Here is a 14,201-nt window from a genome sequence, read left to right as displayed (position 1 = left end):
CAGCTTCATGTCGGCGCCGCCCCCGGCGGATAGCGCAGCGCGCCGGTGGGATCGACCAGCCGGCCCTTTTCGATCCGCATCATCCGCGCGTCGGGGATGCGGCTGATCAGCTGGAAGTCGTGCGTCGCGACCACCACGGTGGTGCCGAGCCGGTTGAGCGAGTCGAACAGATGCAGCAGCCGCTCGGCCATGTCCGGGTCGACGTTGCCGGTCGGTTCGTCCGCGACCAGGATCTCGGGCCGGGTGATCACCGAGCGCGCGATCGCGATGCGCTGCTGCTCGCCACCCGACAGCGTCGGCGGCTTGGCGGTATCGCGGTCCTTGAGGCCGACCCAGGCGAGCATCTCGCGCACCGGTCCCTCGATGTCGCGCTCGGGCATGCCCGCGACGCGGAGCGGCAGCGCGACATTGTCATAGGCGGACATGTGCGGGAGCAGCCGGAAATCCTGGAACACCACGCCGATGCGGCGGCGGAAACCCGGAAGGCGTTTCCGGGGCAGCGCGCCCGCATCCTCGCCGAACAGCCGCACGATGCCGCGCGTCGGCCGCTGCGCGAGGTAGAGCAATTTGAGCAGCGAGGTCTTGCCCGCCCCCGACGCGCCGGTGACGAAGTAGAAGGAGCCGGCGCTGAGCGTGAAGCTGACGTCGCTCAGCGTCTCCGCCCCGGTCCCGTAGCGCAGGCCGACATTCTCGAACTGGACGATATTGGCCATGCCCGGCGCCCGGCCGCTCCCAAAAACGCGTTCCCCCGAAGGCTCCAGCCATCGCACAGGCGCCGGGCTTGCTCAAGCCGCGGCACTCGCCCCTTGCCAAGCCGACTCGACAGGTGTTTAGATTCGGGATTGGCGAGGCGAGCGCCCTGTACTCGAGCAAGACGTACCGCGATGATCCTGGAATGCCCCGAGTGCCGCACACGCTATCTGGTTCCCGACAGCGCGATCGGGGCCGACGGCCGCACGGTGCGTTGCGCGAGCTGCCGCCACAGCTGGCACCAGCTTCCGGCGGGAACGCCCGTCGCCGCGCCCGCCCCCGACGTGATCCGCGCCGACGCCTATTCGGCGCCTCCCCCGCCTCCACCTCTGCCGTCGCCGCCTGACCCGACACCGGCACCGACCGCTGACGCCGAGCCCGACTATGATCCCTTCGCGCACGAGCCGCCGTTCAAGCCGCGCAGGAATCCCGAGCGGCGCTGGACCGCGGCGGCGCTGATCACGGGCCTGTCGCTGTCGGTCGGCGCAGGCGCGATCCTGTGGCTCGGCGCGCCGGGCATCGCCTCGCAGCTCGGCCTGCCGATCGGCGAGGCACGCACGCCGCTGATCTTCACCGCCCAGTCGGTCGAGCGCAAGCCGCGGCTCAACGGCGGCGAGCTGTTCGTGGTGAGCGGGCAGGTGATGAACCCGACGCGCGAGCGCCAGCGCGTCCCCAACATCCTCGCCGAGCTGCGCGACGCCAACAATTCGATCGTCTACAACTGGACGATCACCCCCGAGCCGCGTGCGCTGCCGCCCGGCGGAAGCCTCGAGTTTAACAGCGGCAAGCTCGACGTGCCGGCGACGGGCAAGACGATCCAGTTCAGCTTTTCCGGCGAAGCCGCCGACTGACCCACCATAGCCGCCCGCCGTTGAGCAAAGCGGCGGCGACCATCCCCGAGGCCGAGGCTGCGACCAGCCCGGTGGGGCCCCAGCCGGCATGGACGGTGTAGAGCCCGATCGCCCCGGTCAGGACGAAGAAGGCGGCGATGCCGTTGAGCCCCGCCGCGACCTGATCGCCGAGCGAGCGCAGCGCATAGACGAACACCACCTGCAGCCCGTCGAACAGGATGAATGGCCCCCACAGCGGCAGCATCGCCACCGCGGCGGTGGCGACCGCGGCGCTGGCCGGGAAGCCGCCGACCACCAGCATCGGCGTGAAGATCAGCGGCAGCGCGAGCAGGCCCAGGATCAGCGCGGCGAGCCCGGCGGCGATCGCGGTGCGCGGCCCGGCCTCGGCCGGCACGCCCTCGCCCACCGCATTGCCCGCGCGCACACCCGCGGCCGAGCCGAGGCCGAGCGCGAAGGCGAAGGTGACGTTGTGGACGGAAAACACGATCTGGAACGCATGCGTTACCGTCTCGCCGAGCTGAGTCGAGAGCGCGATCAGGATCGAGAAGCCGGCGAGTTCGAGCCCCGAGGCGATCGCCGGGACCGCGCCGAAGCCGAGCAGCGCCCATACGCCGCGCCACATCGCCGGCGAACCGAAGTCGTGCCAGTCGCGCACGCCGCGCTCGCGGGCGCGCGGCAAGGTGAAGGCCGCCGCGACCATCGCCACCGCGCCGATCACGGTCGCGGTCACCGTCGCCGCCGCCGCGCCGACCGCGCCCATTGCCGGCAAGCCGAACTGACCGGTCGCCAGCACCCAGGCGAGCACGGCGTTGAGCGGGAGGATCGAGAGATTGACCGCCATCACTCGCCGCGGCCGGCTGACCCCCTCGAGGAAGAAGCTCGCGGCGACGATCAGCAGCTGGAAGGGATAGCCGAGCGCCATCGTCCGCACCACGCGCGCGGCATCGGGCGCGATGCCCGGATCGACCCCGACGCCGCGCAGCATCGGCAGCGCGAAGGCGAACAGCGCGCCGCCGCTGACGAGGCCCAGCAGCAATCCCAGCACCAGCCCCTGGCGCAGCACCGCACCGGTCGCCGGCAGATCCCTCGCCCCGTCGGCGCGCGAGGAAAAGACGAGCACGCCGGTCAGCCAGCCGAGCGCGACGACGATACCGATGAAGGTCAGCGTGCGGCTTGCGCCCAGCGCCGCCACCTCGTGCGTGCTGACCATGCCGACGACGACCACGTCGGTGACGTGCAGGATCGTCCAGTTGAGCCCGGTCAGCACCACCGGCCATGCCAGAGCGAGGATGCGGCGCGTCTCGGCACGGATGTCGGCTGGCAGATACATGGGCAGGCGGACTTAGCGTTTGTTCCGCTCGCGCGGAAGCGGCACCAGCCACCATTGTCGTGAAACGACAACGCAACGCATAGACGGTTGCAAGCCCCGTAACGCTTTGCTAGGGGCCGCGCCTTACCAGCCGCCGGGTTCATCCGGCGGACTAGAATCAGTGCGGTCGTGGCGGAACTGGTAGACGCGCAACGTTGAGGTCGTTGTGGGCGAAAGCCCGTGGAAGTTCGAGTCTTCTCGACCGCACCATTCGCCCCAAGGGGCCGGATCCCATCATCGGAGTGACACGCGCTTCGGCGCGGACGCGGCTTGGCGCGCGAAGCGGGGCCTCGGGCGCCATGTCATTTTGTGAAGATCGGCGACCGCCTTAGCGGACGCGGGTCCAGATCTTGGTGCGGCAGAAGACGGCGACGCAGCCCTTGAGCTCGAGCTTGCCGTCGGGAAGCAGCTTGAGGTAGCCGCTCCGCGCCCCGTCGCCGGTTTCCGGATCGTAGACCGGCCCGCCCTTCCATTCACCCGGCCCGCCGGTGAAACCGTTGAGCACGACCAGCCCCTTGAGCCGCCGCTGGCGCAGTTTGGGGTCCGAATTGCGCACGTCGCGCAGGTCGGGATTGGCGCGCAGCCGCGCCGCATCGACCACGCGCCCGCACAGCGCTTGGCCGCAGCGATAGATCTGGACTCGTCCGCCTTCGCTCCCGGTCGCCCATAGGCCGGTGATATCGGTCGCCTGTGCAGGAGCCCCGGAAACGAGCAGGGCGACAGCCGTCAGCGCAACCCTCACGCCGCCTGGCTCCGCGGCTGCTCAAGCAGAGCGAGCGACCGCGCCAGCAGAGGCCGGTCGTCGAGCTCCCACGGATGGAAACCGGGCCGCATATAGACGAACACTCCCTTCAGCAGCAGCCGCAACGGGCCGGGACGGCCATAGAGATAGCCCAGCAGACGGCGCCACGTCGCGAAATTATTGCACCCGTCTTGGCGCAGCAGGTCGGCGGTGTTGCGGAAGATCACATAGTGGAAGCGCACCGTCGTCACGAACATCACGGTGCTGCGCTTCAGCCAGCGGCGCAGCCGGGTCATGTCGCGTGCGGCATATAGATAGGTGTCGAACGCCACCGCCTTGTGCTCGACCTCCTCGATCGCATGCCATTGCCACAGCCGCTTCGCCTCGTCGGTCGCGCCGTCGAGATGCGCGGGGTCCGCCAGCGCGTCATGCGCGAGCGTCGCGGTGAAATGCTCGAGCGCGCAAGTCGCCGCGAGTTGCTGGATCGGCGAGCGCCGCTTGACCCAGGCGATGGTGCGGCGCGCGCGCTCCTCGAGCGGGGCGATGTCGTAGCCGGCGTCCTCGGCCTGGCGGTTGAACACGACATGTTCGCGCGAGTGCATCGACTCCTGGTACAGGAAATCGTCGATCTGGCTGCGCAGCGGCTCCGGCGTGCCTTCACGAAAATGGCGCACCGAGGTCATGAAGAACTTCTCGCCGACCGGGAAGGTCGAGGAGAGCGCATTGAAGAAGGCGGTGCGGCCCGGATCGCCGCCGTGCCACCAGCGCGGCGGCGGTGCCTTCCGGCCGAACTTCATATCCCGCTTGTGAATGGCGAGGTCCTGTGGCGTGCGCTGGGACAAGATGCACCTCATCGCGAATCAAATGACATTAACATCAATGTTAATATCGCAGGTGCATAATCGTTGCAAGTTCGATTAAGGGGCGGTCCAGACTGGGATTTCGGGCGGGATTGCCGCCGCAGAGAGCAATTGTGACTATGGCGCGCTTTACGCTAAAACCGATGTGACGGGTCCAGGGGGTGGGCCGCGGCAGGGAATGAGAATGTACAAGCAAGCGCCACCGCGCGTGAAGCGGCGCAAACGCCTGGGCCCCGAGGTCCGTGAAGAGGGCCTGGCGGCCGCGCGGCGCCTGTTGCTCCAGGGCGGTCCGGCGGCGGTCACGCTCGCCAATATCGGCGACGAGATCGGCATGTCGCACGCCAATGTCCTGCACCATTTCGGATCGGCGGCGAGCCTGCAGTCGGCGCTGATGGGCTCGATGATCAACGACCTCACCGTCGCGCTCGACCATGTCGTCGAGATGCTGCGGACCGACGCCGCCGCCCCGCGCGCGGTGGCCGACAAGGTGTTCGACGCGTTCGACAAGGGCGGCGCCGGCCAGCTCGCCGCGTGGATCATCCTGTCAGGCGATGTCGAGCATCTCGAGCCGGTGCGCGACGCGGTCAAGTCGCTGGTCGAAGCGATCGTCGGTCAGGCCGCGGACGAGGGCGCGCCCGAGCGCGTGCGCATGGCGGTGCTGATGATGGCGGTCTGCGCGTTCGGCGACGCGGTCATCGGCCCCTATGTGCGCGACATGCTCGATCAGGATGACGACGCGATGCGCAGCCTGATCTCGCGCATCCTGCCCCTGTTCCTGCTCCCCCAGGGAATCCCACCCGCTACGAAGGTCTGAAGCGTCAGAAACGCTTTCGCAGCGATATCTTGACCGTGCGACCGAGCGGATCGATCTCGTCGCGGCCATAGCCCGCCGGCACGCTGCCGTCGCCCAGCGTCGCGCGGCGGTAGGTCTCGAAGAGATTGTCGACGTCGAGCGAGATGCGGAGGTCGTCCAGCAAGTTGGAGCGCTTCGCCGCCGCTGAGAGATCTTCGGGATCGACGAACAGCCCGAGGTTGACCAGCAGCGGTGGCTGGTAGCGATATTCGGCCTGCGGTCCCGATACCCCCCGGTTGCGCAGCCGCGCGGCACTGCTCCAGGTCGCGCTGAGGTTCGTCCCGAACGCCTTCTTCCCGGCCACCGCCTGCAGCGTCAGCAGGTGCCGGGATTGGCCCGTGTCGCGAAGCTGATCGATCACCGGCACGCCGGGACGCGTCAGTAACTCGCTCTCGAGGCGCCAGCGATGATTGAGCGTGAGCGAGAAGCGCAGCGGATCCGCGGCCTTGCGCGGCGCCGGCCCCGCAGGCCTGGCGCCGGGATCGGGCAGACGCAGCGTGATGCCCGAGACGAGCTCGGCGTCGCTGCTGCGTGCGATGTTGATCGCGCGCGCGTCGATCGCCACCAACCGTCCGGCGCCATCGCGCGTAACGCGCTCGGGAAAGGCCGCCTCGATCACCGGCGTCAGCTCGGGAAAGGGCGCGACACCGCCGGTAGCGAGACGCTCGCGATAGGCGACGTCGATCGAGAGCATCTGGCTGCCGAACGGCCGGAACAACGCGCCGACCGAGCGATTCTGCCGGCTGCCGCTGTGCAGCAGGGGGTTCCCGCCGGTGATCCAGATCGGCTCGGCAACTTCCTGGCGCGAAACGTCGTAGACGCGCACGATGGTCTCGGCCCGCGGATCGTCGAGCTGCTCGAATGATGGCGCCACCTCCTCGTGATCGAGCGATCCGCGCAGCTGCAGCATCGCGACCGGCGACCAGGTGAGGCTCGCGCCGTAGCGCTTCTGCCATGGCGAGCCCGATGTCTTGTGCCCGCCCAGCGACAGGTCCAGCGCCAGGTCGCCGAGCCGCCAGATCTCGCCGTCGCCGCGGCGCGAGATCGGCACGCCGAGCGAGAGCTGGCCGGAGAGCTGATCGCGGTCGCGCCGGTCGAGCGCGATGACCTGATCGAGATTGTCGGTCCGGCGGTTCTCGGTGGAGCCGCGGCTGGCGTTGGCCGAGAAGCTTGCCGTCACCGCCCCCGCGGGCAAGTCGACGATCGCTTTGCCGAGGCCAATCCGGGCGCTGAGAGTCTCGCCATGCGAACGGTTGCTCTCGGCGAGTAGAAGCCGGTCGCCCCACGGCGCATAGGGGTTGAATGCGGGATCGCCGCGATCGACCAGCTCCTGCACGCGCGCGGTGTCGATCCCGCGCTCGAACAGGTTGCGCCCCCAGTTGCGCGTGTAGCTGGCCGAGAGGTTCGTCTGCCAGCCTTCGATCGTCCCCGACAGGGTAAGCGCGGCCCCCGCCGACTCCGTACTGGTCTCGCTGCGCAGCGGCCGGTCGCGCCGGAGCGGCCGCACCAGCAGCACGTCGCCGGCGAAGGGCGACCACGGGCTGCCGCCCGGAAGGATGATCGAGGCCATCGGCAGGCCGCGCTGGCCGCTGCTGCTGTTGGACGCGGCGTTGACGCTGAACGAGGCGTTGAACGGGCCGAGCGGACGCGTCATGCCGAACCGCAACGACAGGTTGCGCCGCGACGGTCGCAGCGTCTCGAAATCCCGCGCGTCGGCCGGGTGATCCTGGTTTGCGGTCGCGGCGAAATCCCCGAGCAGCGGCGGGCCGGCCAGGACGCCGTCGGGAAATGCCGCGATGGTGACCAGCTCGCCCGCCGCTTGGCTCAGCGCCGGATCGATCTCCGCCTGGCCGACGCCGGCGACATAGCCGATCAGGTCGACCGGGCCGGTGCGCGGCGGCACGTTCCGGGCGCTTTTGAACAGCGCGCTGTCGAGCGCGACGCGGGCCTGCACGTTCCAGCGCACCGGCCCGGCGATCGCGACCTGGCTCGCGGTCAGGCCGCCGCCATATTGGCCGCCACGCGTCGCCCATTCGAGTTCGGTATCGGCGTTGCGGCTGGCGAAGCTCTTCTTGAGGACGAGATTCACCACGCGCCGCCCCGGCGGATGGCCGTAGCGCGCCGCCGCCTCCGGACGCAGCACGGCGATACGGCTCAGCGCCTCGGACGGATAGCCCAGCACCGAGCGGTCGAACCCGATCTCCTGCCCGTTCACAAGGATGACGGGCTCCTCGTCCGATCCCGGCGCGATCGGGCCCAGGCGCTTGAGCAATTCGTCGATGCTGTCCGCGCCATAAGTCGCGATCTCGTCCTCGCCGATCTCCGTCTCGGCCTCGACCTTGGCATCGCCGTAGCGCTGCGCGGTGATGACGATCTCGTCTGACCGCGTCGCGCCACCCCCGTCCGTTTCCGCGCCGGCCTGGGGTGCCGCGGCTTGCGGTGGTGGCGTGCCCTCTTCAGGCTTCGCCTGCGCAAGTGCCTCGCCATGTCCCCACGGCGATGCGATCGAGATCAGGAGGGCGTAACGCGCCAGCTTCATCGCGGGGCACCGGCACACAGCAACGATCCGTACCTCCGAACGCTAACAGGCCTTGGCGACCGCCCCTTGCCGAACTGCCGGGAAATCAATCCGCAAGGCAGGTGCATCCCGCGATGCGCATGTCGTTCAATCGAAATGGAGCTGGCAAGACATTCAATCGTTCTGATGCGGCGCGTGGTCGGGATCGCTCGATCCGCGACCTCGCCAGGAACCGGCAAAAAAACGGGCGCACGATGCCGTGCGCCCGCCCCCTTTTAGGTTCCATCCGGACCGATCTCGCGGTCAGGGGTGGTTGGAGTTGTAGTCCCCATCGCCGGGTTCGACCGCATTGGCCGTGATCGCCGTGTCCAGATCGACGTCACCGTCCAGCGTGCAGTCCGAGCCGCTCACCGCCGGCAGCGTGCCCGCGACGCTCAGGCGCTCGAGGCCTTCGTTCCAGGTCGCGATGATATCGCCCTGGCAATTGCCCGGGGTGATCGTCGTCACGAACACGTCGTGCAGGGTGAAGACGCCACCCGCATAGCTGATCTTGCCGGCGGGGATCGGATCGATGTTGACCGACGAGCAGAGGCCGAACAGGCCGCCCGACAGCGTGATCGTCGCGCTCAGGCCGGCGACATCGCTGTGGTTGAAGGCGGGCGAGGTGTCGGCCGAATCGTTGGTGCCGGTGATCTCGACCTCCGCATTGCAGGTGAGCGCAATGCCCTTGTTGACATCGACGGTCCCCGTGAAGACCCACGGGGTCGTCGCGTCCGGCGTGACATAAGCTTCCTGCGCCACAGCGGTCTGCGCGCCGAGCAGCGCGATCGAACTCGCAACAAATGCAAATGCCTTTTTCATCCCACGTCTCCCGATTTAGCTATAGTTTACCTATGCGTTATTTTCACGCGTCATAAGTTTATTATGACCTTTTCTTAATTACTCACATTGATGTCAATGTCAATCTATATTGATTGTCTTGCTCGTGTTAACCATCCGTTTCGGCGCCGACGACGCTCGTCCCGGCGCAGGAAAGCGCCGATGCGGATCAGAACCGCTTGGTCATGCTGAATCCCACGATGCGCGGATCGAGCGTGAAAACGTTCGTCGTGAGGCCCGTGTCGTCGGCGTTGGTGAAGAAGTCGGTGATCGGCGCGTCGTCGAATACGTTCTTCACATAAAGCTGGAAGACGAGATCGTCGGCGGGGCGTGCCAGCGTCATCGACAGGTTGAGATTGTCCCACGCCCGCAGCCGGTCATATTCGGTGTTGTAGATTCGCGCGAAGCTTTCCGACTGGCGATAATAATCGCCGCGCACGGTCAGCTCCCAATCGCCGCCGCCGATGAAGAACGTGTATTGCGCACCGATATTCGCGGTCCAGCGCGGCGAATTGGGAAGCTCGTTGCCGCCGAGGTCCGCGTAGAAGCCGCGCCCGCCATTGGGCGCGCCGCTGCCGCCCTGCGCGATGTTGAGGCCGACCGTGGCGGGATTGTACGCCGCCAGCGGATCATAGGTGAAGCCGTAGAAGGTCGAGAACGGCACCTGCCCGTTGGGCAGCGCGGGGTTGAAGTCGCCGATTCGGCTCGATCCCGGACACAGGCCGGACAGCGCCAGCGCGCGAAACGCAGGATTGCCGGACAGGATCCGCTCGACGAACGCGCGCGGGGCGATGCAGTTGGACGGCACCTGGATCCACGGGCGCAGCACGACCCAGTCCGGATCGCCCTGGGTGCGGTTCATGACGTCGATCGACTGCGATCCCTCCTTGAGCCGCGTCTTGAGCAAGCCGAAATTGCCGTCGATGCGGAAGGCGCGCGAGGGCCGCCACGCCGCCTCGAACTCCAGGCCCATGCTCGTCGCATCGAAATTCTCGTTGAACGCGATGCGGTCGACGATCTGCGAGACCTGATAGTCCTTGTAGTCGTAGAAGAAGCCGGTGACGTTGAAGGTGAGGCGCCCGCCGTCGAAGCTGTTCTTGGTGCCGATCTCGAACGCGTTGAGATATTCCGGTTCGAAGGTCTGCGGCAGGAACTGGTACTGCACCACCGCGGGGTTGAAATCGACTCGCGGGGGATTGGTGCCGCCGCCCTTGTAGCCCCGCGCCGCCGAGACATAGACGAGCGTGTCGTCGGTGAACCCCAGATCGGGCTTCCAGTCGAGCACCGCGCGGCCGGTGAACCGGCCCCATTGCTGCTCGATATCGGGCAACGCCGGATAGCCGCTGTTCACCTGGCCGCCGGTGATCCCGCCCGGGAACGCGATCTCCGTGCCGCCGCCGAGCAGCAGCTGGCTCGGGACCTGAGTCGAGACCTTCTTGTCATTGGTGTAGCGCGCGCCGAGCGTGAGCTTCACGTTGCTGGTGAGGTTCCAGTAGAGCTCGCCGAATGCCGCCCAGCTTTTGATCCGCACGCCGTTCTGGCTGAGGAAGTAATTGTGGCCCTGGTTGTTCAGCTTGTCGATCGGATTGGGATCGACATAGATGCACTCCCTGCCTTCAAAGCCGAGCGCGCAGGGCAGGAGCGCATTGTTCCCGCCGAGCGCGGGATTGCTGTCCTTGCTGTAGAACCACTCCGCGAGCAGCGTGAAGAAGTTGTTGAAGACGTAATAATCGTCCTGCGATTTGAAATCGAGATAGTTGACGCCGAGGTTGAAATTGACGCGCCCGTCGAAGCTCGATTGCAGGCGCAGCTCCTGCGACCATTGCTCGTTGCGCGAGCGGCTGAGGTCCGCCGACAGCATGCGGTCCGAACAGCCGAGCTGGGGATCGCAGCGCACGCCTCCCGGCGTCGGCCCGGGATAGGTCCGTGTATTGAGCGGCACGTTGCGGTTGTTGACCAGCGCGCCGGTCGAATCGTTGAAGATCGGATTGCTGACGAAGCGGTTGTAGTCCTGCGTCGAGAAATAGCGGTCGCGCGCGAACGCGGTCTGCGACACCAGCTGCAGCCCGTCCGAGGGATCGAACTGCAGGTTGAGCTGGAACACGTCGTTGGTCGCGCGGAACCTCGGATCATAGGTGGTCGCGATCTCGCGCAGGTTGCGCGACTGCGTGAGGCCCGCGAACGGGTCGCTCGCATTCGTCGCGAACACGTCGGCCCCCGGCCTGGTGCCCGTCCCCGGCCGCCGGCCGATCAGGATGCCTTCCGCCGGCAGCAGCGCATAGACCAGGCTGCGGCCGTTGGGCACGCCATAGGCGGCATCGTCATAGAGCGAGCCGGGCAGGCAGCCTTGGCTCATCCGTCCCCGCAGCAGCGGATCGGTGACCGCGACATTGCCGACTCGCTCCGGTCCCGGATCGTTGGTGCACAGCTGCTTGCCGGTGCGCGAGCGGTCGTCATCCTCCTCGAAATGCTGCCAGATGAAGTTCGCGCGGAAGCGGTCGCTCGGCTCCCATTGGACCGAGGCGCGGGTCGACCACAGGTTGCGGCCGTTGACGCGCTTGTTCGTGAAGGTGTTGTAGTCGAAGCCGTCGCGGCTGGTGAACGCGCCCGCCACGCGCACGCCCAGCGTGTCGGTGATCGGCACGTTGAGCATCCCGCTCGCGCGCATCGTGTCGAAGCTGCCGACCTCGAGCTTGGCTTCCATCGCGAAGTCCGGCGCGGGGAGCGCGGGAATGACGTTGACCACGCCGCCGGTCGCGTTGCGGCCATAGAGCGTACCCTGCGGACCGCGCAGCACCTCGACGCGCTGGAGGTCGAAGAATTCGGACTCGAACAGCCGGTTGCGGATCAGCGGCGTGTTGTTGAAGCTCACCGCGACCGCCGGGTCGCTCGACGCGGAAATGGCCTTGGTCCCGATCCCGCGGATCGAGAAATTGTACATGCTGAAGTTGCTCTTGGAGAAATTGACGTTGGGGACCGCGCGCAGCAGCTCCGACCCGCCCTCGATCTTGTACTGGTCGAGCGCTTCGGCCGAGAAGGCCGAGATCGCGATCGGAACATCCTTGAGCCGCTCCTCGCGCTTCTGCGCGGTGACGACCACCTCGCCCTCGTAGCTCGCCGCGGAGCTCTGGCTCTGCGGGACCTCGCCCGCGCCCTCCTGGGCATGCGCGGGAAGCGCGAGCGCGCAGGCGAGCGCGAGAAGGCTGGTGGCACGTACGGCGTAGGCTACGGTCTTCAAGATCTGTCCCCTCCACGATCCATGGCATCGCGCCGTGCCGGTCATCGGGAGTGTCGCCATCCCATCGACAGGCAGGGCACTTGCGTCTTGTTTTCCGGAGCAGATTCGTCGGTGCGCGCCCGGCATCCCCGATGGGCCGCGCTCGTAAGGTCCTCTCCGGTTGCGGGGACGTTTCCCCTTACGTCAAGATTCCCATAATGAACATTGATGTCAATTAAAGATTGAGGAAAATCGTCCGCGCACTTCCGATGCTTGCGAATATGTCTCCATCGCGCGCATGTCGCCGGCGCGATCGAGGGATTGACGTGTAACCGTTTTACCCCTGCCGGCCCCGCGCCTATAGAGAAGGCGCGGCCGCCGGAGCCGGGCTGCAGGGGATGGACGCATGGAGCATGGCAATCCGCCGATCCGCCGGATCGTGATCGTCGGGGGCGGCACGGCCGGCTGGATGACCGCGGCCCTGCTCTCCAAGCTGCTGTTCCGCGGCTATGCGATCACGCTGGTCGAGTCGGACGAGATCGGAATCATCGGCGTCGGCGAAGCGACCATCCCCGGCATCAAGGACTATAACCACCTCGCCGGGATCGACCTGACCGAGATGGTCCGCGCGACTCAGGCGACGTTCAAGCTGGGGATCGAGTTCGTCGACTGGCGCGAGCCCGGCTTCCGCTACATCCACGGCTTCGGCAAGATCGGCACCGACCTCATGTGGCTGCATCCGCACCAGCTGTGGCTCAAGCTGGCGGCGATGGGGCAGGCCAAGCATTTCGACCTCTATTCGCTCAACACGCTCGCCGCGCGGCAGAACAAGTTCTGCTTCCCCGATCCGCGCAACCCCGGATCCCCGATGGGGCATCTCGACTATGCCTATCATTTCGACGCCTCGCTCTATGCCCGCTTCCTGCGCGGCCGGTCCGAAGCGCAGGGGGTGACGCGAGTCGAGGGGCGGATCGTCGAGGTGAAGCAGCGCGCCGCGGACGGCTTCGTCGAGGGCGTCGTGCTGGCCGACGGGCGCACGGTCGAGGGCGACCTGTTCGTCGACTGCTCGGGGATGCGCTCGCTGTTGCTCGGGCAGACGCTGGGGGTCGATTACGAGCACTGGAACCACTGGCTGCCGTGCGACCGCGCGCTCGCCGTGCCGTGCGAGAGCGTGTCGCCACTCACGCCCTATACGCGCTCGACCGCGCATGGCTCGGGCTGGCAGTGGCGCATCCCGCTGCAGCACCGCATCGGCAACGGCCATGTCTATGCCAGCGCGCAGATCAGCGATGACGAGGCCGCGGAGACGCTGCTCGCCAATCTCGACGGCAAGGCGCTCGCCGATCCCCGGCCGGTCAGGTTCGCGCCGGGCAAGAGGCGCAAGGCGTGGGACAAGAACGTCGTCGCGATCGGCCTCGCCAGCGGCTTCCTCGAGCCGCTCGAATCGACCAGCATCCACCTGATCCAGACCGGCATCCTGCGGCTGGTCGCGCTGTTCCCGGGCCAGGGGTTCAACGCCGCCGACATCGCCGAGTACAACCGCCAGCACAATTTCGAGTTCGACGACGTGCGCGACTTCATCATCGCGCACTACAAGGTCACCAACCGCGAGGACACGCCGTTCTGGGCCTATGTCCGCAACATGGACATCCCCGACAGCCTCGAGGAGCGGCTCGAGCTGTTCCGCGCCTCGGCCCGCTTCTTCGTCCACGGCAAGGCCGAGCTGTTCCGCGAGGAGAGCTGGGTTCAGGTGCTGCTCGGCCAGGGCCTGCACATGACCTACGACCCGGTCGTCGACATGATCCCCGACGAAGACGTGGTCGACTTCATGCGCGACATCGAGGAGGTCAACGCCGATGTCGCGGCGGCGATGCCGACGCACGAGGCGTTCATCGAGCGCCACTGCAAGGCGCCGCCGCTGGCGGCCTGACCCTCCGTTTCAATCCTCCCCGCCAGAGGGGGGCGCGCGCAGCGCGACGGAGGGGGAGGAAGCGAGCCGCTAGCGTTCTGGCATCCGCCCCCTCCGTCAGCCTGCGGCTGACACCTCCCCCTGGCGGGGGAGGATTTCATTCAGAACGGCACGTCGTCGTCGAGATCGTCGGGGAAGCCGCCGCCACCCTGGCCACCACGGCCGCCGCCGCCCGACGAACCGCCGCCGAAGC

At 67.3% G+C, this 14,201-nt stretch carries 10 protein-coding genes and 1 tRNA gene; 4 read left to right on the top strand and 7 right to left on the bottom strand.

The features are described 5' to 3' along the window. Nucleotides 1-5 precede the first annotated feature (5 nt). Entirely contained in the window at nt 6-713 is a 708-nt protein-coding gene (ftsE, locus tag ABDV68_RS13530; RefSeq protein WP_343520559.1) for a cell division ATP-binding protein FtsE, read from the bottom strand. A 171-nt stretch (nt 714-884) separates the two neighbouring features. Here ftsE and ABDV68_RS13525 point away from each other — a divergent pair, with 171 nt between their 5' ends. Then, the gene (locus tag ABDV68_RS13525) at nt 885-1,601 is read left to right on the top strand and encodes an MJ0042-type zinc finger domain-containing protein (protein WP_343520557.1); all 717 of its coding nucleotides are present in this window, start codon (nt 885-887) and stop codon (nt 1,599-1,601) included. On the opposite strand, the gene ABDV68_RS13520 is transcribed toward ABDV68_RS13525, so the two are convergent. Next, a complete protein-coding gene (locus tag ABDV68_RS13520) occupies nt 1,573-2,931 on the bottom strand; it encodes an MATE family efflux transporter (RefSeq protein ID WP_343520556.1) in 1,359 nt (452 codons plus the stop codon). The two genes, ABDV68_RS13525 and ABDV68_RS13520, sit on opposite strands and share 29 nt — an antisense overlap. Nucleotides 2,932-3,093: 162 nt before the next feature. Here ABDV68_RS13520 and ABDV68_RS13515 point away from each other — a divergent pair. Beyond that, a tRNA-Leu gene (locus tag ABDV68_RS13515) sits at nt 3,094-3,180 on the top strand. A 118-nt stretch (nt 3,181-3,298) separates the two neighbouring features. Here the strand turns inward: ABDV68_RS13515 and ABDV68_RS13510 are convergent. Both ABDV68_RS13510 and ABDV68_RS13505 read right to left on the bottom strand, forming a co-directional pair. Continuing rightward, the gene (locus ABDV68_RS13510) at nt 3,299-3,712 is read right to left on the bottom strand and encodes a DUF2147 domain-containing protein (protein WP_343520555.1); all 414 of its coding nucleotides are present in this window, start codon (nt 3,710-3,712) and stop codon (nt 3,299-3,301) included. Further along, the gene (locus ABDV68_RS13505; protein ID WP_343520554.1) at nt 3,709-4,509 is read right to left on the bottom strand and encodes a metal-dependent hydrolase; all 801 of its coding nucleotides are present in this window, start codon (nt 4,507-4,509) and stop codon (nt 3,709-3,711) included. Before ABDV68_RS13505 ends, ABDV68_RS13510 begins: the two co-directional genes overlap by 4 nt. Nucleotides 4,510-4,756: 247 nt before the next feature. Between ABDV68_RS13505 and ABDV68_RS13500 the strand changes: the two genes are divergently transcribed. Beyond that, nucleotides 4,757-5,386, top strand: a complete 630-nt coding sequence (locus ABDV68_RS13500) for a TetR/AcrR family transcriptional regulator (RefSeq protein ID WP_343520552.1) — start codon at nt 4,757-4,759, stop codon at nt 5,384-5,386. A gap of 4 nt (nt 5,387-5,390) precedes the next feature. Here the strand turns inward: ABDV68_RS13500 and ABDV68_RS13495 are convergent, their stop codons facing one another. The 3 genes from ABDV68_RS13495 to ABDV68_RS13485 all read right to left on the bottom strand — a co-directional run bounded on the left by ABDV68_RS13495 (nt 5,391) and on the right by ABDV68_RS13485 (nt 12,060). After that, complete coding sequence (locus ABDV68_RS13495; protein WP_343520551.1) at nt 5,391-7,964, bottom strand: hypothetical protein; 2,574 nt, start codon at nt 7,962-7,964, stop codon at nt 5,391-5,393. A 282-nt stretch (nt 7,965-8,246) separates the two neighbouring features. Then, on the bottom strand, nt 8,247-8,804 hold the full coding sequence (locus tag ABDV68_RS13490) for a hypothetical protein (RefSeq protein WP_343520550.1): 558 nt from the start codon (nt 8,802-8,804) through the stop codon (nt 8,247-8,249). 187 nt (nt 8,805-8,991) lie between these two features. Continuing rightward, nucleotides 8,992-12,060, bottom strand: a complete 3,069-nt coding sequence (locus tag ABDV68_RS13485) for a TonB-dependent receptor (RefSeq protein WP_343520549.1) — start codon at nt 12,058-12,060, stop codon at nt 8,992-8,994. A 385-nt stretch (nt 12,061-12,445) separates the two neighbouring features. On the opposite strand from ABDV68_RS13485, the gene ABDV68_RS13480 reads away from it, so the two are divergent. After that, a complete protein-coding gene (locus ABDV68_RS13480) occupies nt 12,446-13,969 on the top strand; it encodes a tryptophan halogenase family protein (RefSeq protein ID WP_343520547.1) in 1,524 nt (507 codons plus the stop codon). Nucleotides 13,970-14,201 lie beyond the last annotated feature (232 nt).

The sequence above is a fragment of the Sphingomonas sp. genome (assembly GCF_039595165.1).
GTDB lineage: Bacteria > Pseudomonadota > Alphaproteobacteria > Sphingomonadales > Sphingomonadaceae > Sphingomonas.
The sequence above is the reverse complement of the archived record's forward strand: the minus strand, read 5'-3'. Positions and strand labels throughout refer to the sequence as shown.